At 29.0% G+C, this 24383-nt stretch carries 21 protein-coding genes; 20 read left to right on the top strand and 1 reads right to left on the bottom strand.

The window, feature by feature from the left end; translation table 11 throughout:
* Positions 1-63: 63 nt before the first annotated feature.
* From OXQ85_RS00800 to OXQ85_RS00715, 18 genes are all read left to right on the top strand, one after another.
* Entirely contained in the window at positions 64-963 is a 900-nt protein-coding gene (locus tag OXQ85_RS00800; protein ID WP_267401733.1) for an NAD(P)/FAD-dependent oxidoreductase, read from the top strand.
* Positions 964-1091: 128 nt separating this feature from the next.
* Positions 1092-2357, top strand: coding sequence for a serine hydroxymethyltransferase (gene glyA, locus OXQ85_RS00795; RefSeq protein WP_267401732.1), 1266 nt, complete (start codon positions 1092-1094; stop codon positions 2355-2357).
* A 63-nt stretch (positions 2358-2420) separates the two neighbouring features.
* Positions 2421-2879, top strand: coding sequence for a regulatory protein RecX (locus OXQ85_RS00790; RefSeq protein ID WP_267401729.1), 459 nt, complete (start codon positions 2421-2423; stop codon positions 2877-2879).
* Positions 2880-2912: 33 nt separating this feature from the next.
* Entirely contained in the window at positions 2913-4046 is a 1134-nt protein-coding gene (locus OXQ85_RS00785; RefSeq protein WP_276590656.1) for a DegT/DnrJ/EryC1/StrS family aminotransferase, read from the top strand.
* Between the two features lie 123 nt (positions 4047-4169).
* Complete coding sequence (locus tag OXQ85_RS00780; protein WP_267401728.1) at positions 4170-6098, top strand: nucleoside-diphosphate sugar epimerase/dehydratase; 1929 nt, start codon at positions 4170-4172, stop codon at positions 6096-6098.
* A gap of 37 nt (positions 6099-6135) precedes the next feature.
* Entirely contained in the window at positions 6136-6954 is an 819-nt protein-coding gene (locus OXQ85_RS00775) for a polysaccharide biosynthesis/export family protein (RefSeq protein WP_267401727.1), read from the top strand.
* Between the two features lie 64 nt (positions 6955-7018).
* Positions 7019-8323: a nucleotide sugar dehydrogenase gene (locus OXQ85_RS00770; protein ID WP_267401726.1), complete on the top strand. Its 1305-nt coding sequence runs from the start codon at positions 7019-7021 to the stop codon at positions 8321-8323.
* Between the two features lie 46 nt (positions 8324-8369).
* Positions 8370-10730, top strand: a complete 2361-nt coding sequence (locus OXQ85_RS00765; protein ID WP_267401724.1) for a polysaccharide biosynthesis tyrosine autokinase — start codon at positions 8370-8372, stop codon at positions 10728-10730.
* A gap of 34 nt (positions 10731-10764) precedes the next feature.
* Positions 10765-12024, top strand: coding sequence for an oligosaccharide flippase family protein (locus tag OXQ85_RS00760; RefSeq protein WP_267401723.1), 1260 nt, complete (start codon positions 10765-10767; stop codon positions 12022-12024).
* A complete protein-coding gene (locus OXQ85_RS00755) occupies positions 12025-12864 on the top strand; it encodes a hypothetical protein (protein ID WP_267401722.1) in 840 nt (279 codons plus the stop codon). It abuts the gene before it with no gap.
* A 93-nt stretch (positions 12865-12957) separates the two neighbouring features.
* Complete coding sequence (locus OXQ85_RS00750; RefSeq protein WP_267401720.1) at positions 12958-14043, top strand: EpsG family protein; 1086 nt, start codon at positions 12958-12960, stop codon at positions 14041-14043.
* 1 nt (position 14044) lies between these two features.
* Complete coding sequence (locus OXQ85_RS00745; protein WP_267401718.1) at positions 14045-14911, top strand: glycosyltransferase family 2 protein; 867 nt, start codon at positions 14045-14047, stop codon at positions 14909-14911.
* Positions 14911-15948, top strand: coding sequence for a glycosyltransferase (locus OXQ85_RS00740; protein WP_267401716.1), 1038 nt, complete (start codon positions 14911-14913; stop codon positions 15946-15948). The genes OXQ85_RS00745 and OXQ85_RS00740 overlap by 1 nt, the downstream gene beginning before the upstream one ends.
* A complete protein-coding gene (locus OXQ85_RS00735) occupies positions 15917-17131 on the top strand; it encodes a glycosyltransferase family 4 protein (protein ID WP_267401715.1) in 1215 nt (404 codons plus the stop codon). Before OXQ85_RS00740 ends, OXQ85_RS00735 begins: the two co-directional genes overlap by 32 nt.
* 7 nt (positions 17132-17138) lie before the next feature.
* Positions 17139-18284 carry a glycosyltransferase family 1 protein gene (locus tag OXQ85_RS00730; RefSeq protein ID WP_267401713.1) on the top strand — a complete coding sequence of 382 codons (1146 nt, stop codon included), beginning with the start codon at positions 17139-17141 and terminating at the stop codon, positions 18282-18284.
* Complete coding sequence (locus OXQ85_RS00725) at positions 18268-19302, top strand: polysaccharide biosynthesis protein (protein ID WP_267401712.1); 1035 nt, start codon at positions 18268-18270, stop codon at positions 19300-19302. Before OXQ85_RS00730 ends, OXQ85_RS00725 begins: the two co-directional genes overlap by 17 nt.
* A gap of 10 nt (positions 19303-19312) precedes the next feature.
* Entirely contained in the window at positions 19313-19738 is a 426-nt protein-coding gene (locus OXQ85_RS00720) for a WxcM-like domain-containing protein (RefSeq protein WP_267401710.1), read from the top strand.
* On the top strand, positions 19738-20856 hold the full coding sequence (locus OXQ85_RS00715; RefSeq protein WP_267401708.1) for an NAD-dependent epimerase/dehydratase family protein: 1119 nt from the start codon (positions 19738-19740) through the stop codon (positions 20854-20856). The genes OXQ85_RS00720 and OXQ85_RS00715 overlap by 1 nt, the downstream gene beginning before the upstream one ends.
* A gap of 6 nt (positions 20857-20862) precedes the next feature.
* On the opposite strand, the gene OXQ85_RS00710 is transcribed toward OXQ85_RS00715, so the two are convergent.
* Positions 20863-21966: a glycosyl hydrolase family 28-related protein gene (locus tag OXQ85_RS00710; RefSeq protein WP_267401707.1), complete on the bottom strand. Its 1104-nt coding sequence runs from the start codon at positions 21964-21966 to the stop codon at positions 20863-20865.
* A 28-nt stretch (positions 21967-21994) separates the two neighbouring features.
* Here OXQ85_RS00710 and wecB point away from each other — a divergent pair, with 28 nt between their 5' ends.
* Both wecB and OXQ85_RS00700 read left to right on the top strand, forming a co-directional pair.
* Positions 21995-23131 (top strand): UDP-N-acetylglucosamine 2-epimerase (non-hydrolyzing), encoded by a 1137-nt coding sequence (wecB, locus tag OXQ85_RS00705; protein ID WP_267401706.1) that lies wholly within the window; start codon positions 21995-21997, stop codon positions 23129-23131.
* Positions 23131-24381, top strand: a complete 1251-nt coding sequence (locus OXQ85_RS00700; RefSeq protein ID WP_267401705.1) for a glycosyltransferase family 4 protein — start codon at positions 23131-23133, stop codon at positions 24379-24381. Before wecB ends, OXQ85_RS00700 begins: the two co-directional genes overlap by 1 nt.
* Positions 24382-24383: the final 2 nt, after the last annotated feature.

The raw sequence follows: 24383 nt of genomic DNA, 5'->3' as shown, positions 1-24383 counted from the left end.
TTCTCTTAACTTTGCAACTATCAACTATCAACTATCAACTATCAACTACCAACAAGAAATACTATGGAAAATAAAGAGGTCATCATTATAGGAGGAAGCTACGCCGGATTATCTGCCGCAATGGCTTTGGGAAGATCACTACGAGATGTCTTAATCATAGACAGCGGAAAACCTTGCAACCGACAGACGCCACATTCACATAATTTTATTACCCAGGACGGAAAAACGCCGAAAGAAATTTCAGATTTGGCTAAAGAACAAGTTCTGAAATATAAAACCGTAACATTTCATGAAGGAAAAGTTGTGAAAATAATTAAAAATGAAGATGATTTTGAGGTTGAAACAGCTAACGGAGAAAAATTTAATGCTAAAAAAATAATTCTGGCGTCCGGAGTTAAAGATATGATGCCTGATATTCCCGGATTTGCAGAATGTTGGGGGATTTCGGTAATTCATTGTCCGTACTGTCATGGTTATGAAGTGAAAGGAAAAACTACCGGAATTATGGCAAACGGAGATATGGCTTTTGATTTTACGAAGCTTGTTTTTAATTTAACAAAAGAGGTTACTTTATTTACGAACGGAAAATCTGCTTTAAATGAAGAGCAAACAGAAAAATTTAATCAACATAAAATAAATATTATAGAAGATGAAATTGCTGAAATTCTACATAAAAACGGACAAATTCAGAAAGTGATTCTTAAAAACGGAAAAGAAATTCCATTGGAAGCTTTGTATGCTAAAATTCCTTTCGAACAAAACATCAATGTTGATGATCTTGGAATTGAATTAAATGAAAATCGATTCATTAAAGTTGATACGATGATGAAAACCAATATTCCTGGGATATTTGCCTGCGGAGATAATACCACGATGATGAGATCGGTTGCGAATGCTGTTGCTCAAGGTAATTTTGCCGGAGCTGTGGTGAATAAAGAACTGTCGGAAGAAGATTTTATATAAAGAATAGCTTGATTTACTGATAAGCTTATAAACAATGGAGGCATTTCAAAAATCATCCTTTGTGATTATTCATTCTCGCTGAAAATTTCGTACTTTTGGGGTGAAAAAATTCTAAAAGTAAAAGTAAAATGGACATTATTTTCGACCTGATTGAAAAGGAAAGACAAAGACAATCTCATGGATTAGAGCTTATTGCGTCAGAAAATTTCGTTTCTGAAAACGTAATGAAGGCAATGGGAAGTGTACTGACAAACAAATATGCTGAAGGATATCCCGGAAAAAGATATTACGGAGGTTGTGAAGTCGTAGATGAGGTTGAAACGTTAGCAATTAACAGAGCAAAAGAACTTTTCGGAGTTGATTATGTAAATGTTCAGCCACATTCTGGTTCTCAGGCTAATGCGGCGATTTACTTGGCAGTTTTGAAACCTGGTGATAAAATCATGGGGATGGATCTTTCTATGGGAGGTCACCTTACGCACGGTTCTGCGGTTAATTTCTCTGGTATTCAGTACGATGTGGTTTCTTATGGCGTTCAGCAAGAAACGGGTCTTATCGATTACGATCAAATGAGAGAAGTGGCTTTGAGAGAAAGGCCAAAAATGTTGATCGCTGGTTTCTCTGCGTATTCAAGAGATTTAGATTATGCTAAATTCAGAGAGGTGGCAGACGAAATTGGGGCTACACTTTGGGCAGATATCGCTCACCCGGCTGGTTTAGTTGCAAAAGGTCTTTTAAATAATCCATTCGAACACTGTCATGTTGTAACGACTACGACTCACAAGACGTTAAGAGGTCCAAGAGGTGGTATGATTATGATGGGGAAAGATTTCGAAAATACATACGGTCATAAAACGCCAAAAGGTGAAATCAAAATGATGAGCCAGGTTCTTGACGGAGCTGTTTTCCCAGGAATTCAGGGAGGCCCGCTAGAGCATGTAATTGCTGGTAAGGCGGTTGCTTTTGGTGAAGCGTTAGATACTCAGTTTGAAGTGTATGCTAAGCAAGTGAAGGCAAATGCTCAGGCATTGTCAAAAGCGATGATCGACAGAGGATTTGATATTGTAAGCGGTGGAACAGACAATCACTTAATGCTTGTTGACCTTAGAAATAAAAATGTCAACGGTAAAGAAACAGAAAAAGCGCTAGTGCTTGCTGATATTACTTGTAACAAAAACATGGTTCCGTTTGATGATAAGTCACCATTTACGACTTCTGGTATCAGATTCGGAACGGCTGCTATCACTACAAGAGGCTTGAAGGAAAATGATATGGATACCATCGCAGGATTTGTTTCTGATGTGGTTGATAATATTAAAAATGAAGAAGTTATTGCTTCTGTGAGAAAAAGTGTTAATGAATTAATGGAAGGTAAGGCGTTATTCAATTATTAATCATTTACTTTCAATTTTAAATATAAAAGAATGGGCGCCTTTGCTCATTCTTTTTTTATAACTATGGAAAAGAAATCTTTTACCTTCAATGAAATAAAACTGAAATTGATAAACTACTGTGTTTATCAGGATCGTTGTCATTCGGAAGTCGAGCAGAAGATGAAGGAGTTTTTACTGATTGATGAAGCTAAAGAAGAAATCATACTTTATCTTTTACAGGAAAATTACCTGAATGAAGAAAGATTTACCAGAAGCTACATTCGCGGTAAGTTTTATATTAAGCATTGGGGAAAAGCTAAGATTAAAATGAATCTTAAGCAGAAACAGATTTCTGAAAAATTGATTAACTCCTGTTTTGACGAAATTGATGAGGATGATTATCTAAAAACCATCCGGAAAATCTATGAAGATTATTATTCAAAACAGTCTGGATTAAAGGAATATCAGCGAAAATCCAAAACCATAAAATATTTAATGAGCCGCGGCTTTGAATATGAGAAAATAAATGATATTTTTGATTAAATATAATAATCAGAAATTAACACAGAACAAAGATTGAAAGAAGATAAAATTTGGCTCTCGCCTCCGCATATGGGTGGCAACGAGCTTAAATATATAAACGATGCCTTTGATACCAACTGGATTTCCCAATATGGTTCTAACATAGATGAGTTTGAAAATAGTCTTGAAAATTATTTTGGTGAAAATTCATTCGTTACGGCATTGTCATCCGGCACGGCAGCCATTCATTTAGCTTTACAATTATTAAATGTTGAAGAGGGAGATTTTGTGATCTGCCAGTCTTTTACATTCGTGGCGACGGCTAATCCTATTTTATATTTGAAAGCAATCGCGGTTTTTGTGGATAGTGAAAGCTCAACTTGGAATTTATGTCCCAATGCGGTTGAAGATGCCATAAAATATTGTTTGCAGAAAGGAAAAAAACCTAAAGCAATTATTACGGTTTCATTATATGGAATGCCTTTTATGGTGGATGAAATTCTTGAAATTTCCAGAAAATACGAAATTCCTATTATTGAAGACAGCGCAGAAGCGTTGGGAAGTACTTATAAAAATCAACTTTGTGGAACGTTTGGAGATTTGTCGATTATTAGTTTTAACGGGAATAAAATCATTACGACTTCCAGCGGCGGAATTTTAATTTCAAGAAACAAAATTGATAAAGAGAAAACTCTATTTTTATCAACTCAGGCTAAAGATAACAAAGATTATTATTGCCATTCTGAAATTGGCTATAATTATCGAATGAGTAATATTTCTGCCGGAATTGGAAGAGGGCAGATGGAAGTGCTTGAAAAACGCATAAATCAACGACGAGAGAATCATGATTTTTATCATGAAGTAGTTAGTGGAATGGAAAATATTAACTTGTTTTCCGAACCTGATGAAAATTTTTATTCTAACTATTGGTTGAATACTATTTTAATAAAAGAAAACGCTAACTTGTCGAAGGAAAAACTAAGGCAAACCTTTTTGGAAAATAATATAGAAACCAGATACTTGTGGAAACCAATGCACTTGCAGCCTTTATATAAAGATTGTAGGTTTTTTGGAGATAATATTTCTGGTACACTTTTTGAAATTGGATTGTGCCTGCCATCAGGAAGTAGCTTAAATAGCAGTGATATGGGCAGAATTGCAGAAGTTTTGAATTTATTTAATAATTAAATTTATTTTTTGAATTTGGTAAATAGATAAAATTTTATCTTAATTTTGCATCGCACATGATCCTGACTTTTTTGAATTGACGGATTTTTTACAACTAATTAAATATGAACACAAATAAAGACAATGTACAAGTCTCTTAGAAAAAAAATATTTGCTGGGGATAACGTTGTCAACCTTTCAGACGTGAGATACCTTCCTAGATGGATAATTCTTGTTATAGATATTATTATTCTGGTTATATCTTTATTTCTTTCAACCTACATCATTGAAAAAATTACGCAGAGAGAATTTATTTACCATGACGATCAAAGTTTGGTCTTTGCATCGATTATTCTGATAAATACTTTTTTCATGTATTTTTTCAAGACTTATGCGGGGATTATCAGACATTCTACTTTTATAGATTTATTTAAATTATTACTCGCCTCTTTTTGTACAATGTTTGTAGTCGGTTCAGTAAACACATTATATTTTTGGACTTCTGGAACTAAATTTATAATGAATTCTTTTTTGGTTCTGTATTTTATTATTTCATTTATGGGATTATTTCTTTTCAGGCTGTATGTGAAAGAATTTTTCCAGGTGGTGAGGGAATATAGAAGAAGTGCATTGAAAAAGAGAATTCTTGTATTAGGTATTGATGAGCAGTCTATTGCTATTGCAAGAGCTATTTTAGATAACCCAAGTTTACCGTACCAAGTTGTAGGATTTTTGACGCAGAGAACAGATTCTAAAAGAGCATCTTTATTAGGAAAACCTATTTTCGGCAAAGAAAGAATAGAAAAAAATACAAAAGAAGAACTTGTTGTAGACGGGGTTTTGGTAATAAAAGAAATGATGTCTAAGGATGAAATGAATTCTTGGGTGAATTTATTTTTAGAGAAAGATCTTCAAATTTTTAAGTCACCTTCTGTACAAAAGCTAAGAGATAGCGATTTGGGTGGATCTATCAGAAATCTTCAAATTGAGGATTTATTAAATAGAAAACCGATTAAAATAGAAAATGAAGAGGTTAAAAGCAGGCATTTTAATAAAAATGTTCTTGTTACGGGTGGGGCAGGATCTATCGGAAGTGAGATTGTAAGACAGGTCGCACAATTTAATCCTTCTTTAATCGTTGTATTAGACCAAGCAGAGACACCTCTATACGATATAGAATTAGAGATGAAGGATAAATTTCCTCATATCAGATTTAAATTTGTTTTAGCGGATGTTTCCAATAAACATAGGATTGAACCCTTGTTTCAGAAATATAACTTTTCAATGGTATATCATGCTGCGGCGTATAAGCATGTACCATTAGTAGAAGAAAACCCGCATGAAGCAATTTTAGTAAATGTTTTAGGCTCAAAAAATATAGCAACATTATCTAGTAAGTATAATGTGAACAGATTGGTTATGGTTTCTACAGATAAAGCTGTAAATCCTACCAACGTAATGGGAGCATCAAAAAGAGCGGCTGAATTGTTTGTACAGTCGTTGCAAAACGTAGAGGGAAATACCACGAAGTTTATTACAACAAGATTTGGAAACGTTTTAGGCTCAAATGGTTCGGTGATTCCTCATTTTAAGAAGCAAATTGAGGCAGGAGGGCCAGTAACCATTACTCACCCTGAAATCGTAAGATATTTTATGACGATTCCTGAAGCTTGTGAATTGGTTTTACAAGCCGGAACTATGGGGAAGGGGGGGGAAATTTTTGTGTTTGATATGGGTGAACCAGTAAAAATTCTAGATCTCGCTCACAGGATGATTAAACTTTCTGGTTTTGAACCAAATATTGATATTAAAATTGTTTATACAGGTTTAAGACCTGGTGAAAAATTATATGAAGAGTTATTAAGTGATAATACTAAAACTCTTCCGACACATAATGAAAAAATAATGATTTCTAAAGATCCTTCTGCGGAATTTAAAGAAATTAGTTCATTAATAAACTTAGTAACAAAAGCTTCTATCAGAAGAGATAAAGTGGAAGTTGTAAAATTATTAAAGACAATTGTACCTGAATTTAAGAGTAATAACTCTGTATATGAGGTGCTGGATAAATAGATAAAATATAAATGTATATTTGTACAATTTTTAAAATATGAAGGGTAAAATTTTAACTATATTTTGTGCACTAGTTTTGGTTTCTTGTAAAGTAAACGAGAAGGCTAAGAATGATTTGAACTATATGCAAAATATAGAAAATGTTGCAATAGAATCGTCTATAAAAAATTCAAATTCAACTATACAAGTTGGCGATCAATTAGTGATTCTTATTACTGCAAAAGATATGGATGTTGTAAAACCTTTCAATCAGAGTTATTCTTCATCAGAACTAGTTCAGTCCAATACTCCAGGAGGTACTAATTTACCTAATCAAGGTATGACTACTATTGCAGGGCCAACATATAATGTTGATACAGATGGGAATATAGACTTTCCTATTATTGGAAAAATAAATACAATTAATAAGACTCTGATAGAATTTAAAAATGAATTGAGAGAAAAGCTTACAGGCTACATTATTAATCCTACAGTAAACATAAGGTTAGCAAATTTTAGAGTTACGGTTTTAGGTGAAGTAAATAGACAAGGTGATTATGTTATAGCGAATGGGCAAGGTACAATTTGGAATGCTCTAGGTTTAGCAGGAGATTTAACGGCTTTTGGAAAAAGAGATAATATTTTAATTATTAGAAATGTCGACGGACAAATAACTCACGGAAAAATTAATTTACAAGATGCTAATTTAATAAATTCGCCTTATTACAATTTGAAGCAAGGAGATGCAATCATAGTTGCAGCTAATAATACCAAAGATTTATCTTCTAAACAAAACCCTAATACAGGTATTTATTTAACGGCTGCTTCAATTGCTCTTACTGCTGCTGCTCTTGTTATCAGTTTAATCAAGAAATAAAAACACGTAAATATATTTCATTGTTTTTACTTTGAGATTGAATTAAAAAAATGATACTACTTAAATGAATGAGAATAAATTATATAAGATTGCTGTTATTGGCCAAGGCTATGTAGGTTTGCCTTTGTCCTTAGAGTTTGCTAATTATTATTCGGTTTTAGGCTATGATATTAATACAGATCGTGTTGAAGAATTAAATAATGGTGAAGATAATACTCTAGAAGCTGATCTAGAAAAGTTGAAAATATCTTTAATTGAGTACAGAAAAACAAATGGTAATATAGGGTATAAAGCAACCTCTATTCTTACTGAAATATCTCAATGTAATATTTTTATTGTAACAGTTCCAACACCTATCGATGATTACCATGCTCCAGATCTAAGACCACTTAAATCTGCATCAAAGATGTTGGGTGAAATTATTAAAACAGGTGATATTGTAATTTATGAGTCTACTGTTTTTCCGGGTTGTACAGAAGAAGTCTGTATTCCTATTCTACAAAAATATTCTGGGCTAGTTTATAACAAGGATTTTTTTGTTGGCTATTCTCCTGAAAGGATAAATCCTGGTGATAAAGTAAATACACTTACAACAATTAAAAAAGTGACTTCTGGATCCACCCCTGAAATTGCTGAAGAAGTAGATCTATTATATAGTAAGATTATTACTGCAGGAACTCACAAAGCACCAAGTATTAAAGTTGCAGAAGCCTCAAAGGCCATTGAAAATGCTCAAAGAGATGTTAATATCTCATTCGTGAATGAACTAGCATTAATTTTTGATAGAATCGGAATAGATACTACAGACGTTCTTGAAGCTGCAGGAACTAAATATAATTTTTTAAAATATAAGCCAGGGCTAGTTGGTGGCCATTGTATTTCAGTTGATCCATATTATTTAGCTCATAAAGCAGAGCAATTAGGATATCACCCTGATGTTATTTTATCAGGAAGGAGAGTAAATGATTCCATAGCAAAGTTTATAGCATCAAAAGTCGTAAAGCTACTTATAGCAAAGGGAGGTATTATTAAAAATTCTGATGCATTAATATTAGGAATAACATTTAAAGAAAATTGTCCAGATGTAAGGAATACAAAGGTTTTCGATATTTATACAGAATTAAAAGAGTACGGTATAAATGTAGATGTTTTTGATCCTTGGGCTAATAAACTAGAGGTTGAAAATGAATATGGTGTTAGTATTATGGATAAATTAGAAGAAGGGAAAAAAAAATATGATTCAATAATAATTGCTGTATCTCACGATGAATTTTTAAAAATAGATATTACAGCTTTTAAAAAAGATAATGCTATAATTTTTGATACAAAATCTTGTTTAGACAGAAATTTAGTTGATGCTAGATTGTAAGTGAAATTTTAAATTATTATTTAAAAATAAATTATAAAGGTAAATAATGGATAGTTCGATAGCTGAAGAATCAAAAAAAGAAATTAATATTCAAGAAATTATTAAACCATATTTAAGAAATTGGATTTGGTTCTTAATTGTACCTATTTTTTCTTTAATAATAACTTATTTTTATCTAAAGTTTAGTACGCCGATTTATAGTATTCAATCTACAGTACTTATAAAAGATGCTAAAAACGCGCCATCTGCTGAGGGTGAGTTTGGTGTTTTGCAAGATCTATCAGGACTAGGAAGAATGGGCACTAGTAGTATAGAAAATGAGATAGAGATTTTTAAGTCAAAGAAAATAATGAAGGATGTTGTGGAGAAGTTACATCTGCAAACCTCAATTTTTTCTAAATCAAAATTTAAAGATGTAGAGCTCTATAAAACCACTTCTCCTATAATAATTCATATCATACAAGATAAGCCTTTAGCTCAATTACCTCAAAAACCTATGTTTATCAAGATTTCTGGAAATAATATTCATTTAAATTCAGAAGAATTATCGAAGGAAATATCAACATCTTTTAATAAGACAATTAATTTACCCTACGCTAATATAATTATTTCTCCCAATCCTCAATTCAATAAAGTTGAAGCTGGAGATTTAGAACAGATAAGTTTTACATATTCACCTAGTGATAATGTTGTTAATGCTTTGCAAGGTAGATTAAGTGTAAGTTTAGCAAATAAAGACGCAACTGTTATTAATCTGTCATTTAGTTATCCAAATATAAATAAAGCTAAAGATATTGTTAATAAGCTTGTAGAAGTTTATAATAATGAGGCAATCAATGACAAAAACTCAGAATCTAATAAGACTAAAAGTTTTATAGATGGTAGGATTAATATTATTTCTAGCGAATTAGGACAAGTAGAAAACCAAAAAGAAAAGTTTAAATCTACCAATCGAATTACGGATCTTGAAACGGAAGCAAAAATAGATTTAGAAACTTCTGCTTCGGCAAGAGCAAAACAAATAGAAATCGAATCACAATTAGAGCTAACTAATATGTTGATTAATTTTGTAAATAAGCAAGGAACTAATCAAGTATTGCCAGCAAATGTAGGTTTGGATAATCCTGCTTCGGTTGCTAATATTACTACTTATAATCAATTAGTATTAGAGCGTAATAGATTGTTAGAAAGTGCTACTCCTCAAAACCCTCTAATAATTGATCTTAATAAACAAATATCAACAGTTAGAAGTTCTGTTACAGAAAGCTTACTGAAGAATAGAACAGGTCTTCAGCTTGCTAAAGATCAATATCAAGGAGAACTTAATGGTATTAGTACAAAAATTACAAAAATTCCTGTTCAGGAAAAACTATTTAGAAGTATTGAGAGACAGCAGCAAATCAAAGAGAATTTATATTTATTATTATTACAAAAAAGAGAAGAAAATGCTATTTCATTAGCTGTAACAGCCAATAAAGCTAGAATCGTAGATTATGCTTATGCATTACCTGCTCCTGTAGCTCCTAAAAAAACGGTATACTTGCTGTCTGGATTGCTGATAGGATTGTTAGTTCCTTTTGGAGTTATTTATTTAAGCGAATTATTAAATAATAGAATTAAAACCAAACATGATTTAGAAAAACTATCACATGTTCCTGTTTTAGCAGAATTACCACAAGTAAAAAAAGGAGAAAGTGATATTATTCAGGTAAATGATTTATCTCCTATGGCAGAAGCTTTTAGAATTCTTATTACGAATATGAATTTTATGCTTCCTAAAAAAGAGAAAGGTAAGACTGTATTTGTAACATCTACAGTAAAAGGAGAAGGAAAAACTTTTACTTCTGTAAATCTATCTTTAACTTTAGCGACACCAAGTAAAAAGGCTGTAATTATTGGTGCGGATATTAGAAATCCCCAATTACAACGTTATAATACTTCGAGAAAAGGATTAATTGGGCTCACTGAATATTTATATGATGAGAATACAAATATTTCAGATATTGTTTTTGTTTCAACATTTAATCCCAATTTAGATGTAATTTATTCTGGTAGTATACCCCCTAATCCCACAGAGTTACTAACTAATGGTAGATTTGAAAAACTATTGGATGAACTAAAAAATAAATACAATTATATAATTGTGGATACAGCGCCACTAATGTTGGTTACTGATACATTTTTGAATGCAGAGCTTGCTGATGCTACTATATATGTTACAAGATCAGGATATACCGAAAAATCTTTATTAGAATTTGCAAATAAGAATATTGATACAAATAAGATTAAAAATGTTGGTTTTGTATTAAATGATGTACCAAATGGTTATTTTGGATATGGAAATAAATATGGGTATGGATATAATGCTGAAGAAAAAAAATGGTGGGAAAAACTTTTAAATAAGTAAAATTATCAAAATCATATTTATTAAGTGTATTATAATGTTGAAAAGAATTAATAACACTGACTTTAAAAATTTATTTTTTTTAATAATTCAAAATATAGCAAATTATGTTTTTCCATTTATTACATTTTCATATTTAATAAGAACAGTGGGATTTGAAAAATTTGGATTAATCACTTTTGTTAATTCTTTTTTTGCATATATAATTATAATTGTTGAATATGGGTATATAATTTCTGCTACAAAAGATATTTCTGTTAATATCGGAAATAAACTACTTATTAATAAAATAATAAGTATTATTCTAAGTGTAAAATCAATACTTTTTTTAGGATGTATTGCTCTTCTTTTTTTTACTTATCCTTTTAATAATCACTTACAGAATAATTTATCTCTATATTTAATTACAATTATTTTTGCAGCTGGACAATCTTTTAATCCTGTATGGTTTTTTCAAGGGATCCAAAATTTAAAAAATATAACAATTACAAACGTTATAATAAAAACATTACAAACAGGTTTAATTTTTATATTTATAAGAAAAGAAGGAGATTATATAATTCTTCAAATAATTAATAGTATATGTACTTTACTCGTATCAATGTTATTATATTTTTCAATGTATTATAAATATGGATTTAGATTTGTAAGGATTAACACTAATGATATTTTAAAATCTTTAAAAGATGGATGGTTATTATTTATTTCTAATGTTTCGATGACATTATATACTACCACTATCTCCGTATTTTTAGGCTTTTTTCATGGGAATCTATATGTAGGATATTATTCCGCTTCTGAAAAATTAATATCAGCTGTGAAAGTGCTTATTTCGCCAATTTCACAAATTGTATATCCAAAAATGGCCATATTATCAAAAGAATCTAAAGAGTTGGTCTTGAGATATAATAAAAAAATATTAATAATTGGTGGTTTAATTTTTACCTTTATAGGCTTAGTTTTTGTTATTTTTTCTAAGCATATTTTAATAATTGTTTTAGGTGAATACAACTTACAATCTAATATAGTTTTGAAGATTCTTTCATTTTTGCCATTAATTTTATTTTTGCATAGTGTTTTTGCGTTATGTACTCTTCTTGTATTTTCTGAAAATAAAATATATTCTAGAATTATCATTTCTGGAGGGATTTTAAATATTATTGTTGCACCCATTTTGATTTATTTTTTTAAAGCTTATGGGGCTGCCTTTGCTGTTATGATTGTAGAAATATATATACTCCTTCGATATATTTATTCTACTGAAAAGAGAAATTATAGCTTATTTAAAAGTAATTAAATGTTGCGAAAAATTAAAATATTAATAATGTTTTTTCTAAATTACTTAGATTATATCATTCGTATTCCTTTTTTTTATTATAATTTGTATTTTAATAAGAGTGTAGTTAAGCAATTAAAAAATCCTGCTGAAATACCGGTAATTGTCGTTAATTATAATCAATTATTTTATTTTAAAAAAAACATTGAAAATTTACTTTTAAATGGTTTTAAAAAAATAATAATTTTAGACAATGCTTCTACTTATCCCGCTTTATTAGAATATTATAAAAAACTAATGCTAATTGAGGAGGTTGAAGTTGTTCTTTTAAATGAAAATTTAGGACACAGAGTTTTATATAAAAATAAGAAAGTTTATGATACCTATTGCAAAGGTTTTTATTTTTTGACTGATGCAGACGTAATTTTGAATAAGGTTATGCCTGAAAAGTTTATAGAAAAAATGATTACAATTCTTAAGAAGAAACATTTTTTTATTACAAAAGTAGGTTCTGCACTTGATATTTCAGATATTCCGGATGAGTATCCACTTAAAAAGAACGTTCTTAAATGGGAAGATAAATTTTGGCAAAATAAAATATCTGAGGATAGTTGTTATTTAGCTGAAATAGATACAACTTTTGCTCTTTATAAACCATGTTATTATCCATATTTTTTTTCAAATTTTTCTAAAGCCATTAGAATTGCAGGAAATTATATAGCCAAGCACGGAGGTTGGTATGTATTACCTGGTGATTTAGAAGAAGAAAGAAAATATTATTTAGGGAATAATATTTCTACAAGCTGGGTTTTTGATAATAATGGTAAATTGTTAGAAAATAATGTGAATAAAACCTATTGATAACAAAATAATTAGAATTATAATATTTACTTCATAATGTAGATGAATTATTAAATAAGATTGAAGTAAAATAAAAATATTTAAGAAAAAATAATGTTTCTAGTACAATTATTCATATTTATGTTGATTTTGAGCTTATTTTTAGATAAGTTTAAGCTTGGTCAGATATTAAATTTTTTAATGATATTTTTAATTATAATAATAATTTTAGGTTTTGTTGACTATACACCAGATAAAAAATTTTATGAATATTGGATATATAATATTCCGGATCATTTAGAGCCATTTTTTAAACTTTCTGCAACATATCTAGTAAAACATCAATACGGTTATAAAGAACTACATCTTTTTTTTATCTCTACATACACCTTTATTTTATTATTTCTGATAAGTAGATTTTCTAATAAGTTATTTCTAATAAGTCTACTTCATATAAGCACTATTCTCATTTTTTACGTTACGCAATTGAGATATTTTATGGGATTTTATGCTGTATGCTTAGGAATTTATTATTTTTATGTAAGTAGAAACTTACTTTTGGCCATATTTTTTTTAGTTTTTGGAATGTCAAATCATTATGGGCTTATCTCATTTGTGGCTATAATTCCGTTTTTTCATATAAAAACAGATAAGATTTTATCAAAATTGGTAATTGTTACCATTATAATATTATTAGTTACTTTATTCATTGTAGGGGTAGGAGCAGCTGCTTTTTCACAAGTTAGGTTTATAGGTTATTTCGTCTCCGAGTTACAATCTTCTTTTTTAGGCGGATTATTAACCTTTCTTCCTTATATTATAATTGTTTATTTTATACAACAATTACATAAGAAAAATATCAGTAAAAATAGTAATATCACGGATGATAAAAAATATCATTTTTTATATATCATGAGTATTACGAATATATGCTTATTAGGTGTTGCTTTAATTACACAGGTTGTAGGACATCGGATGATTATGCCAGCTACATTATTTCAAATTTTATTTGTTTTTTATTCTATGAAATATTATGATGGAGATGAGAAAGCAATTCTAGTTATCAAATTTATAAGTATAGTAGTTATTTTCCTGTTTTATATGTATGTATTTACTGAGCTTATTGCAGGAGGAGGAAGTAGTGAAGATATTATAAAAATTTTTACATCTAATAAGCTTTTAAATCTTTTTTTATTTTAGCATGAAAGTCAAATTATCTATCATAATTGTTACCTATAATTCATCTGATTTAATATTAAAATGTATTGAGTCAATTTTTAGGTATAATGATATCAAAGAAAATGAAATAGAAATAATAGTTGTAGATAATAGTTCTGATGATGAGGGAAAGAAAATAAAAGAACTATTATTAAGACATTTTTCTGATAAGGTGATTTTTATTAAAAATAAAAATCTCGGCTATGGACAAGGAAATAATGTCGGTATCAGAAAATCTAAAGGTCATATAATAGCAATTATGAATCCGGATATAAGATTGAATGAACCTTTATTTGCTAAAGTAATTGAAACATTTTATAATGATAACGTAGCTTCTCTAGGATTTAAACAAATAAATAATGCAGGCGATTTTTCTTTTTTTCGATTACCAGAATTATTTTTTCCAATCACTTATAGTATTATTAATAAAATAGATAATAAAAAAGAAAAATTTAATCAATATAAGCATTCTCTATCAGGAGCATTCGTTTTTTTTAGAAAAGAAGATTTTGAAAGTATTGGAATGTATGATGAATCTTTTTTTATGTATTTTGAAGAGCCAGATGTTGCAAGACGATTAAATGCAAGTAATAAAAAAGTTATTTATGATCATTCTAAGTCTTATATCCATCTTATGGAGCAAAAAGAAAGTTTTAATGTACAATTATTAGATATTGGCTCTCAGTCATTAAAACAATATTTTAATAAACATAATTTAGGATTAAGAAAATATTTAAATCTAAGAATAATTGAACTTAAGATACATTTGATGATTTTTACATTATTAAATAACACAGATAGAGTCAATAAATCAAAAGCCTATATTAAATCACTAAGAAAAATATTATAATGAATAATGAATTTGATTTAATTATAATAAATAATTGTCCATCATTTTATAAAATTAATTTATATAATGAGGTTGCTAAAAATACAAATATTTATGTAATTTTCTTAGGACTTACATCTCAGGTTGTTATTAATGAGGATTTTAGTAATGATTGTAATTTTCCTTTTGTTTTAATTAATAATAGTGATGTAGATAAAAGAAATAAAAGTTTGACTTTTTATAAGGTTTATAAATTATTGAAACATTTTCATTTTAAAAAAATTGTTTATGGAGGATATATTTTACCGGAATTAATATTATTATCTTTTCTTTTTCCTAAAAATAAAAATATATTACAGACTGAAAGTGCTTTTGAAAGTAAATTATCGGGAGTAAAATTTTTTATAAAAAGAATGATTATAAACAGATTTTCATCGGCAATAGTTTCAGGTAAAATACATAAGGAAGTTCTCTTGAAAATGGGTTTTAAAGGAAATATAAAAATTACGAAAGGGGTTGGAATCATAAAAAAAAGTGAGGAAAAACTTCATTTTATTAAGTTTAAGTCATTGAAATTAAATTATTTATTTGTTGGTAGATTGATCAAGTTAAAAAATGTAGAATTCTTAATTAATATTTTCAACGAATTGGATAGGTCTTTAACAATTGTTGGAACGGGAGAGGATGAAAACTATTTAAAGTCTATAGCAAATAAGAATATTCGTTTTTTAGGTTTTGTAAAGAATGATAATATAAAAGATATATATGCAACACATGATGTTTTTATTCTTCCCTCTTTATCTGAGCCTTGGGGACTAGTTGTAGAAGAGGCTTTATATAATAAATGTATTTTGCTACTAAGTAATAGGGTGGGGTCATACCCAGAACTTCTGGAAGATATTAAAAGTGGGGAGACTTTTGATCCAATGTCTGTAGATAGTTTTCTTACAGCACTAGCTAAGATTGAAGAGAATTTTGAGAGTTATATTAACAATATTAATAATTATAACTTGAATAAAAAAGATAATGATCAAATCAAAGCTTATTCCACATTATAATAAACCAAGATTAATCATAAATATGATTCCTGAAAAAATAAAATTATTATATCTCATACCTTCTTTATATGCTCCAGGAGGAATGGAAAGAATATTAACTAATAAAATAAATCATTTGGTTGGAACGGGCAAATATGACGTTTCTATTATGACGACAGATCAAATGGAAAAACCAAATTATTTCTTTTTAGATAAAAGAGTTAATACTATACATTTGAACTTAAATTTTAATATGTTTTTTAATTATAATTTAATTAAAAAATATCTTGAGACGAAAAAATTATTAAAGCTTTATAATTCTAAACTTAAAAACTTTATTATAGAAAATAAAATTGATATTTGTATATCATTAGGAGGGAAAGAGTTAGAGTTTTTATCCAGTTTAGATGTCAACTGTAAAAAAATCTGTGAAATACATTTCGCAAAAGATATAAGAAAACAATTTTTGATAGCTAGAAAAAACTCATTACTTAACAATTTTATTGGTACTTTAAGAACAAAGCAATTGATTTATCAAACAAAAAAATTAGATAAATTAATTGTTTTAACAAAAAAGGATAAACAAGATTGGATTAATACAAATAAAAATGTTGAGCAGATTTATAATTTTTCTTTTATTGAAACCAAGTCTCAATCAAATTTTAAAAATAAAAAAGCCATTGCTATTGGAAGATTAGATTCTCAAAAAGGGTTCGATATGTTAATTGATGCATGGGCTGAAATAAAAGAATATAATAAAGATTGGAAACTTGAGATTTATGGACAGGGAGAATGGGAAAATAAATTAAAAGAAAAAATTGCTAAAAAAAAAGTTGAAAATATTGAACTTAAGGGTTCAACAAATGAAATAGAGAATAAATTATTAGAGAGCTCACTTTACTTATGCAGCTCTAGATATGAAGGTTTTCCTTTAGTTTTATTAGAGGCAATAAGTTGTGGTTTACCAATAGTAAGTTTTGATTGTCCTCAAGGGCCGGCGGAGATTATTGAAAATAATATATCTGGTATTTTGGTAGAAAAAGAAAATATAGAGCAATTTGCCGAAAAATTAACAGATATTATTCGCAATGAAGACTTGAGAATGATGATGGGGAATAATGCTAAAAATAAGTCTCAAGAGTTCTCAAAATCAAAAATAATGGAGGAATGGGAAAACCTTTTTGAATCTCTTGTAAATATTTAATTTTAATATGATATTAGGAATTGATGCTTCAAATATTCGAGAAGGTGGCGGGGTAACACATTTAAAAGAAATTCTTCTTAATGGAGAACCAGAAAAATATGGTTTTAATAAAGTCCTTATTTGGAGTAGTAAGTCCACTTTAGATAAGTTACCAAACTATGAATGGCTATTAAAAATTAATAATAAATGGCTCAATAAATCTTTTATTATATCTTTTATATATCAAAGTCTTTTTATTTCTTCAGATATAAAAAAGAACAACTGTAATATTGTATTTGTACCGGGAGGTACGTTTTTAGGAAGCTTTAGTAAAATAGTATCAATGAGCCAAAATATGCTTCCTTTTGAAAAAGAAGAGCTGGAAAGATTTCCTAAATGGAGTTCCAGATTGAAGTTTAGATTACTTAAGTTGACCCAATCTTATACATTTAGAAAATCTAAAGGGGTAATATTTTTGACTAATTATGCTAAAAATTATATTATTAAGTCTGCAAAGCTTAATCAAAAAGATAATATTGTAATTCCTCACGGAATAAAAAGCTCTTTTTTAAATTCTCCCAAAATACAAAATGATATTGAATTTTATAATGAAGCAAATCCGTTTAGGTTTTTATATGTTTCAATTGTTACAGAATACAAGCATCAATGGAATGTTGCAGAGGCAGTAATTAGATTACGCAAAGACGGTTTTTTCGTGACTTTAGATTTGGTGGGAGGCTATACAAATGAAGCATTAGAAAAACTTAAAATTGTTCTAGTGAATGATGAAGAAAAGGTTGTAAATTATAAAGGATTAATTCCTTATGAAGAATTAAGCGAAATTTATAAAGATGCTCATGGTTTTATATTTGCTTCAACATGCGAAAACATGCCGATAATTCTTATTGAAGCAATGACTGCAGGATTGCCAATCGCGAGCTCTATTAAACAGCCAATGAAAGAAATATTAGAAAACAATGCTTCTTTTTTTAATTCGTTGAATGTAGATGATATTTACGATTCATTGAAAAAATATTTATTAGACACGGAAAAAAGAAAAATAACCTCTGAAATTAATTTTAAAAAAGCTATAAATTATACATGGAAAGATTGTGCGAATGCTACATTCAAATATCTTTCTGAAAAATCTAAGGAATATGCAAATCAAAAATAAAACACTACTTATAACGGGAGGAACAGGTTCATTTGGGACGGCTGTTTTAAGGAAATTTATTAATACAGACCATTTTAAAGAAATCCGAATTTTTTCTCGTGATGAAAAAAAACAGGACGATATGAGAAATCAGTTTAAAAATGATAAACTGAAATTTTATATTGGCGATGTAAGAGATTATAGAAGTATTGAGCCGGCTATGAGAGGTGTTGATTATATTTTTCATGCGGCGGCTTTGAAGCAGGTACCCTCTTGTGAATTTTTTCCGATGCAAGCTGTAAAGACAAATGTAGAGGGTACTCAAAATGTTATTGATGCAGCAGCTTCCAATGGTGTGAAAAAAGTTATTTGCTTAAGTACAGACAAAGCTGCATATCCTATTAATGCAATGGGAATTTCTAAAGCAATGATGGAAAAAGTGGCAGTGGCAGCTTCCAGAAATTTAGAAAATACAACGGTTTGTCTTACAAGATATGGGAATGTAATGGCCTCAAGAGGTTCTGTAATTCCTTTGTTTGTAAAACAAATTAAGAGTGGTGAATCTATAACGATTACAGATCCGAATATGACAAGATTTTTAATGTCATTAGAAGAAGCTGTAGATTTGGTTTTATTCGCTTTTGAGCATGGTAATGCGGGCGATTTATTTGTAAATAAAGCTCCTGCAGGAACTATTGGAGATTTGGCCCAAGCTTTAAAAGAAATGTTTAAAGTTGAAAATCCTATCAAAGTTATAGGAACCAGACACGGCGAAAAATTGTACGAAACTCTTTGTACAAGAGAAGAAATGATTAAGGCTGAAGATATGGGAGATTTCTATAGAATTCCTGCAGACAACAGAGATCTTAATTATGCACAATATTTTTCTGAAGGGGTGGAAGATATTTCTAAAATAGAAGATTACCATTCTCATAACACAAAGCAGGAAGACGTAGAAGGAATGAAAAAACTTTTATTAAAACTTCCTTTAATAAGAAAAGAAGTTCTTGGAGAAGATTTGATGCAGTATCCTGATTAATAAGATTGATATGAATATTCCTAGAATTATTGAAGGAGGAAAGCATTCTGATGAACGAGGAAATTTATTTTTCAATAATAACTTTGATGCTTCGGAAATAAAAAGGATCTATTTTATTAAAAATAAAGATGTAAGTATTATCAGAGGTTGGACGGGGCATCAGATAGAGCAACGCTGGTTTAGTGCATTACAAGGAAATTTTACCATAAGGTTAGTAAAAATTGATAATTGGGATAATCCTAATAAAAAAACTGAAATATTAGAGTTTGAACTGAATAGTCAGAAGTTTAATATTCTCCATATTCCAAAAGGATTTGCAACTGCTATTCAAGCAAGAGAAGATAACTCAAAGTTAATGGTAATGGCAGATTATCTGTTAGGAGAAGTAAATGATGAATATCGTTTTGAAATAAATTATTTTGAAAAATTAAAATGATGAAAAAAGTAGGTATCACGGGACAAAACGGTTTTGTTGGTTCACATTTATATAATACATTAGGTCTACAGCCTGATAAATATGAAAAAATAAACTTCGAAAGAAACTTTTTTGATGACGAAGAAAAATTAAATGAATTTGTTGGAAAGTGCGATGTTATTGTACATCTTGCAGCAATGAATCGTCATCAGGATCCGGAAATTATTTATAACAATAATGTTGATCTTGTAAGAAAGATAATTGTTTCCCTAGAAAAAACAAAGTCTAAAGCACATGTTCTTTTCTCATCATCTTCTCAGGAAGAAAAAGATAATTTATATGGGAAATCTAAAAAGGAAGGAAGAGAGCTTTTAGCAAATTGGGCAGAAAAATCAGGAGGAAAATTTACAGGAATGGTAATTCCTAATGTTTTTGGCCCTTTCGGTAAACCCAATTATAATTCTTTTGTTGCCACTTTCTGTCATAAACTTACTCATGGCGAAACTCCGGTAATTGATAACGATGGCGAGGTGAAATTAATCTATGTAGGAGAGCTTGTTCAGAAAATTATTGATCAGATTGAAAAAGAAGAATCTAATGTGCTATATGAAGTACCTTATACTTCTTTAAATAAAGTTTCAGAGGTTCTTCAGAAATTAGAAAATTTCAAAAATTTATATTTTAACAACGGAGAAATTCCTGTGTTGGAAAGTAAGTTTGATTTAAATCTGTTTAATACTTTCCGTTGTTATTTTAATATTAAAGATCATTATCCTGTTAAATTTACTCAACATACAGACCCCAGAGGTGCATTTGTTGAGGTTATAAGATTAGGAATTGGCGGGCAATGTTCATTTTCTACCACAGTTCCGGGAATAACGCGAGGAAATCATTTTCATACAAGAAAAATTGAGAGATTTGCGGTAATTAAAGGAAAAGCTTTAATTCAATTAAGAAAAATTAATACCGATGAAGTTTTAGATTTCTATCTTGACGGAAACGAACCTGCTTATGTAGATATGCCAATTTGGTATACGCATAACATCAAAAATATAGGAGAAGAAGAATTATATACAATTTTCTGGATTAATGAACCTTTTAATCCGGAAGATTCTGATACTTATTTTGTAGAAGTTTAGATTGAATTATTTTATAGTTGGTTTTTTAGCATCATTTTGCCATATTTTTCTTAATGAAGAATTAATTTCATTATCAAAATTAATATTATTGGAAGAAAAATTTGAATCATCAAAGATCATTTCTGCCTTTTGTACTTGGGAGGTTGAGGTTAGAATATTGTTATTAGTAATTGTATTTGAAGAACTTTTATTTTTAAAAAGAAAAGTTATTTGATTTTTTTTCTTAATATTATCAGGCATTTTATTACCAATGGCGAAAAAATTAGAAGTAAAAATATTATTGTTGGAGCCATCTAAAAGGATATTGTAGAATTGCTCTTCAAAATAATTTTTTTCAATATAATTATTATTAGAATTTATTAGAATCAAAGCTTTACCATTGGAAAGAGTATTAGTTACATCGTAATTATCAATAAAATTTGAGAAATTTGCCTCTAAGATATTATCTGTAACATAAATCGAATAGGAATCCTGAATTAAGATTGCAATAGAATTGACTCTTAACTCAGATTTTGAAATATACGTAGAGGTACACGTCTTGTTTATTTTGATCCCGTACTTATTATTTTTAATAAAACAATTATTTATGAAATTATAATAAGAGGAACTAAGGTGCAAACCTGCTGTAAAAAAGCCATCTATTTCACAATTTTCTATTCTATTTCTGATACCTAAGATTTTAATTCCTATATTATTTTCAAAGTTTTGTGTAGTATTTTTCCAACTAAAAGGGTTTTTACCGTACTCTGGTCCATAAATTGATAAATTTCGAACGTATTTATATTGATATGTATTATCATTCTTATTGTCAAGAATTGTAATAGCATTAATATTATAATTGTTTACTTTTAATATTGAAAGATTTGTTGCTATTCCTTCAATACTTATATTAGAAGGAAGTTCGATAGGATTTGTAATTAAAAATACGCCTTCAGGTATTAAAATCTTGTAAGTTTCAGTATTTTTGGTGTTTTTTAAAATAGAGTTGAATATTTTAGAGTTGTCAAAAACTCCATCACCTATAGCACCATGATCTTTTATATTAATAACTTTACAATAAAAAAGACAATAAGGAATAAAAATTAATAATAATAAAAAAAATCTTTTCATAGGAGGTTTTAATTTATACACTAATATAATGAAAAAATTGAGAGTAATGACGGTCGTAGGAACTCGTCCGGAAATTATTAGATTATCAAGAGTATTATCAGCTTTAGATGCGTCTGAAGCTATTGACCATATTATCGTTCATACAGGACAAAATTATGATTACGAATTGAATCAGATTTTCTTTGAAGATCTTGGACTTCGTAAACCGGATTATTTTTTAGAAGCTGCCGGAAAAACAGCAACCGAAACCGTTGGAAATATTTTGATTAAAATAGATCCGCTTTTAGAAGAATTGAAGCCGGATGCATTTTTAGTTTTGGGAGATACCAATTCTTGCCTTTGTGCAATTCCTGCTAAGAAAAGACAAATCCCGATTTTCCATATGGAAGCAGGAAACAGATGTTTTGATCAAAGAGTTCCGGAAGAAACCAATAGAAAAATTGTAGATCATACTTCGGATGTTAATTTAACCTACTCTGATATCGCAAGAGAATACTTACTAAGAGAAGGGCTTCCTGCAGACAGAATTATTAAGACTGGTTCTCCTATGTTTGAAGTACTGAATCATTATTTACCACAAATTGAAAGTTCAGACGTTTTAAACCGCTTGAATTTAGAAGAAGGAAAGTATTTCGTCGTTTCATCTCATAGAGAAGAAAATATTAATTCTGAGAAAAACTTTAACGGATTAATTGAGAGCTTAAATACTATTGCCGAAAAATTCGGTTATCCGATCATTGTTTCTACTCACCCAAGAACAAGAAATATGATTGATAAAATGAAAGTTGAGGTAAGACCGGAAATTCAGTTTCTAAAACCACTTGGTTTTCATGATTATAATGCATTGCAAATGAGAAGCTATGCAGTGTTATCAGATTCTGGAACAATTTCGGAAGAATCATCAATTCTAAATTTCAGAGCGTTGAATATCAGAGATGCTCACGAAAGACCAGAAGCAATGGAAGAAGCATCTGTAATGATGGTAGGTTTATCTCCTGAAAGAGTTTTACAAGGGTTGGTTCAGCTTCAACAACAGAAAACAGGTAAAGAAAGAAATTACAGACCGGTAGCAGATTATTCTATGCCAAATGTTTCTGAAAAAGTAGTCAGAATTATTTTAAGTTATACAGATTATATTAATAGAGTAGTGTGGAGTAAGAAATAATGAATAAAAAAATATTAATTCACAGTATTGTTTTTGCACCAGATGCTGTGTCAACAGCTTACTTGTATAATGATATAGCTTATAATTTAAAAAAAAATGGATTTGATGTAGAAGTTTTATCTACTACACCTCATTATAATCAAGTAAAAGAAAATTTAGATCAAACTAAATTTGATAAAAAAGCAGGAGGACTATATTATATAAGCTATTATAAAGGAATTAAAGTATATCATGTACCACAGAAAAAATACAATAGTATTTTTTTGAGAGGTATTGGTATGATATATTGGCATATTGTTTCATTTATTTTAGGTTTAAGAATTAAGAATGTTGATGTAATCATTAGCCCTTCGCCACCACTAACTATAGCATTAGTTTCAATTATATTAGCAAAATTAAAGAAGTCTAAGTTTATTTATAATGTACAGGAAATCTACCCTGACTTTTTTGTAAATCAAGGAAAAATGAAATCTAATTTTGTTTTGAATCAATTAAAAAAGTTAGAAAAATTTGTTTATAAACATTCAGACTCTTTAATTACTATTGATCAGAATTTTAAGAATACTCTTGCTCCACGAATGAAAAATCCTGAAAAAATTGAAATTATAGCAAATTTTGTTGATACAGAATTGTACTATCCAATAGAAAAACCTCTTGTAAATAAAGAATTATTTCCGGATAATGAAGATCTAAAAGTAATGTATGCTGGTAATATTGGGTTTGCACAAGACTGGGAACCATTAATTGAGATTGCAAGAAGAACTAAAGACAGCAAAGTGAGCTATTTTATCATCGGTGATGGGGCTTGTCGGGATTGGCTAAAAGATGAGATTGAAAAATATGATCTTAAAAATGTTCATTTAATAGATTATCAGTCGAGAGAAAGTATTCCACAAATTGTCAATTATGCAGATTTGCATTTCATTTTTATGAATAAAAAATTAGAAAATGATGGATTACCTTCAAAAGTTTATACTATTATGGCATGCAAAAAGCCTCTTTTGGTAATAAGTAATAAAAATACTCCTCTTTATGATCTATTAGATAACACAAATGCAGCATTTTTAATAGAGAATAAAGGTAATGATGTGTCTAAAGATCTTTTTAATATTTTTGATGATATACTTAATGATAAAAGTATATTAAAAGAAATGGGGAATAAAGGGTATGAGATTGTAAATAAATATTATACAAAAGAGAAAGTGACCGAAAAATATTTTAAACACATAAGTAAATTAATTAATGACTAGTA

Source organism: Chryseobacterium sp. GM_Chr_2 (assembly GCF_026540445.1).
Taxonomy (GTDB): domain Bacteria; phylum Bacteroidota; class Bacteroidia; order Flavobacteriales; family Weeksellaceae; genus Chryseobacterium.
Note: the sequence above shows the minus strand (reverse complement) of the source record. Positions and strands in the feature narration are given on the sequence as shown.

What these genes read in the sequence shown, in the direction of transcription:
- OXQ85_RS00800 (WP_267401733.1), top strand. Translation starts at nt 64, where the DNA reads ATGGAAAATAAAGAGGTCATCATTATAGGAGGAAGCTACGCCGGATTA.
- glyA (WP_267401732.1), top strand. Translation starts at nt 1,092, where the DNA reads ATGGACATTATTTTCGACCTGATTGAAAAGGAAAGACAAAGACAATCT.
- OXQ85_RS00790 (WP_267401729.1), top strand. Translation starts at nt 2,421, where the DNA reads ATGGAAAAGAAATCTTTTACCTTCAATGAAATAAAACTGAAATTGATA.
- OXQ85_RS00780 (WP_267401728.1), top strand. Translation starts at nt 4,170, where the DNA reads ATGTACAAGTCTCTTAGAAAAAAAATATTTGCTGGGGATAACGTTGTC.
- OXQ85_RS00775 (WP_267401727.1), top strand. Translation starts at nt 6,136, where the DNA reads ATGAAGGGTAAAATTTTAACTATATTTTGTGCACTAGTTTTGGTTTCT.
- OXQ85_RS00770 (WP_267401726.1), top strand. Translation starts at nt 7,019, where the DNA reads ATGAATGAGAATAAATTATATAAGATTGCTGTTATTGGCCAAGGCTAT.
- OXQ85_RS00765 (WP_267401724.1), top strand. Translation starts at nt 8,370, where the DNA reads ATGGATAGTTCGATAGCTGAAGAATCAAAAAAAGAAATTAATATTCAA.
- OXQ85_RS00760 (WP_267401723.1), top strand. Translation starts at nt 10,765, where the DNA reads ATGTTGAAAAGAATTAATAACACTGACTTTAAAAATTTATTTTTTTTA.
- OXQ85_RS00755 (WP_267401722.1), top strand. Translation starts at nt 12,025, where the DNA reads ATGTTGCGAAAAATTAAAATATTAATAATGTTTTTTCTAAATTACTTA.
- OXQ85_RS00750 (WP_267401720.1), top strand. Translation starts at nt 12,958, where the DNA reads ATGTTTCTAGTACAATTATTCATATTTATGTTGATTTTGAGCTTATTT.
- OXQ85_RS00745 (WP_267401718.1), top strand. Translation starts at nt 14,045, where the DNA reads ATGAAAGTCAAATTATCTATCATAATTGTTACCTATAATTCATCTGAT.
- OXQ85_RS00740 (WP_267401716.1), top strand. Translation starts at nt 14,911, where the DNA reads ATGAATAATGAATTTGATTTAATTATAATAAATAATTGTCCATCATTT.
- OXQ85_RS00735 (WP_267401715.1), top strand. Translation starts at nt 15,917, where the DNA reads ATGATCAAATCAAAGCTTATTCCACATTATAATAAACCAAGATTAATC.
- OXQ85_RS00730 (WP_267401713.1), top strand. Translation starts at nt 17,139, where the DNA reads ATGATATTAGGAATTGATGCTTCAAATATTCGAGAAGGTGGCGGGGTA.
- OXQ85_RS00725 (WP_267401712.1), top strand. Translation starts at nt 18,268, where the DNA reads ATGCAAATCAAAAATAAAACACTACTTATAACGGGAGGAACAGGTTCA.
- OXQ85_RS00720 (WP_267401710.1), top strand. Translation starts at nt 19,313, where the DNA reads ATGAATATTCCTAGAATTATTGAAGGAGGAAAGCATTCTGATGAACGA.
- OXQ85_RS00715 (WP_267401708.1), top strand. Translation starts at nt 19,738, where the DNA reads ATGAAAAAAGTAGGTATCACGGGACAAAACGGTTTTGTTGGTTCACAT.
- OXQ85_RS00710 (WP_267401707.1), bottom strand. Translation starts at nt 21,966, where the DNA reads ATGAAAAGATTTTTTTTATTATTATTAATTTTTATTCCTTATTGTCTT.
- wecB (WP_267401706.1), top strand. Translation starts at nt 21,995, where the DNA reads ATGAAAAAATTGAGAGTAATGACGGTCGTAGGAACTCGTCCGGAAATT.
- OXQ85_RS00700 (WP_267401705.1), top strand. Translation starts at nt 23,131, where the DNA reads ATGAATAAAAAAATATTAATTCACAGTATTGTTTTTGCACCAGATGCT.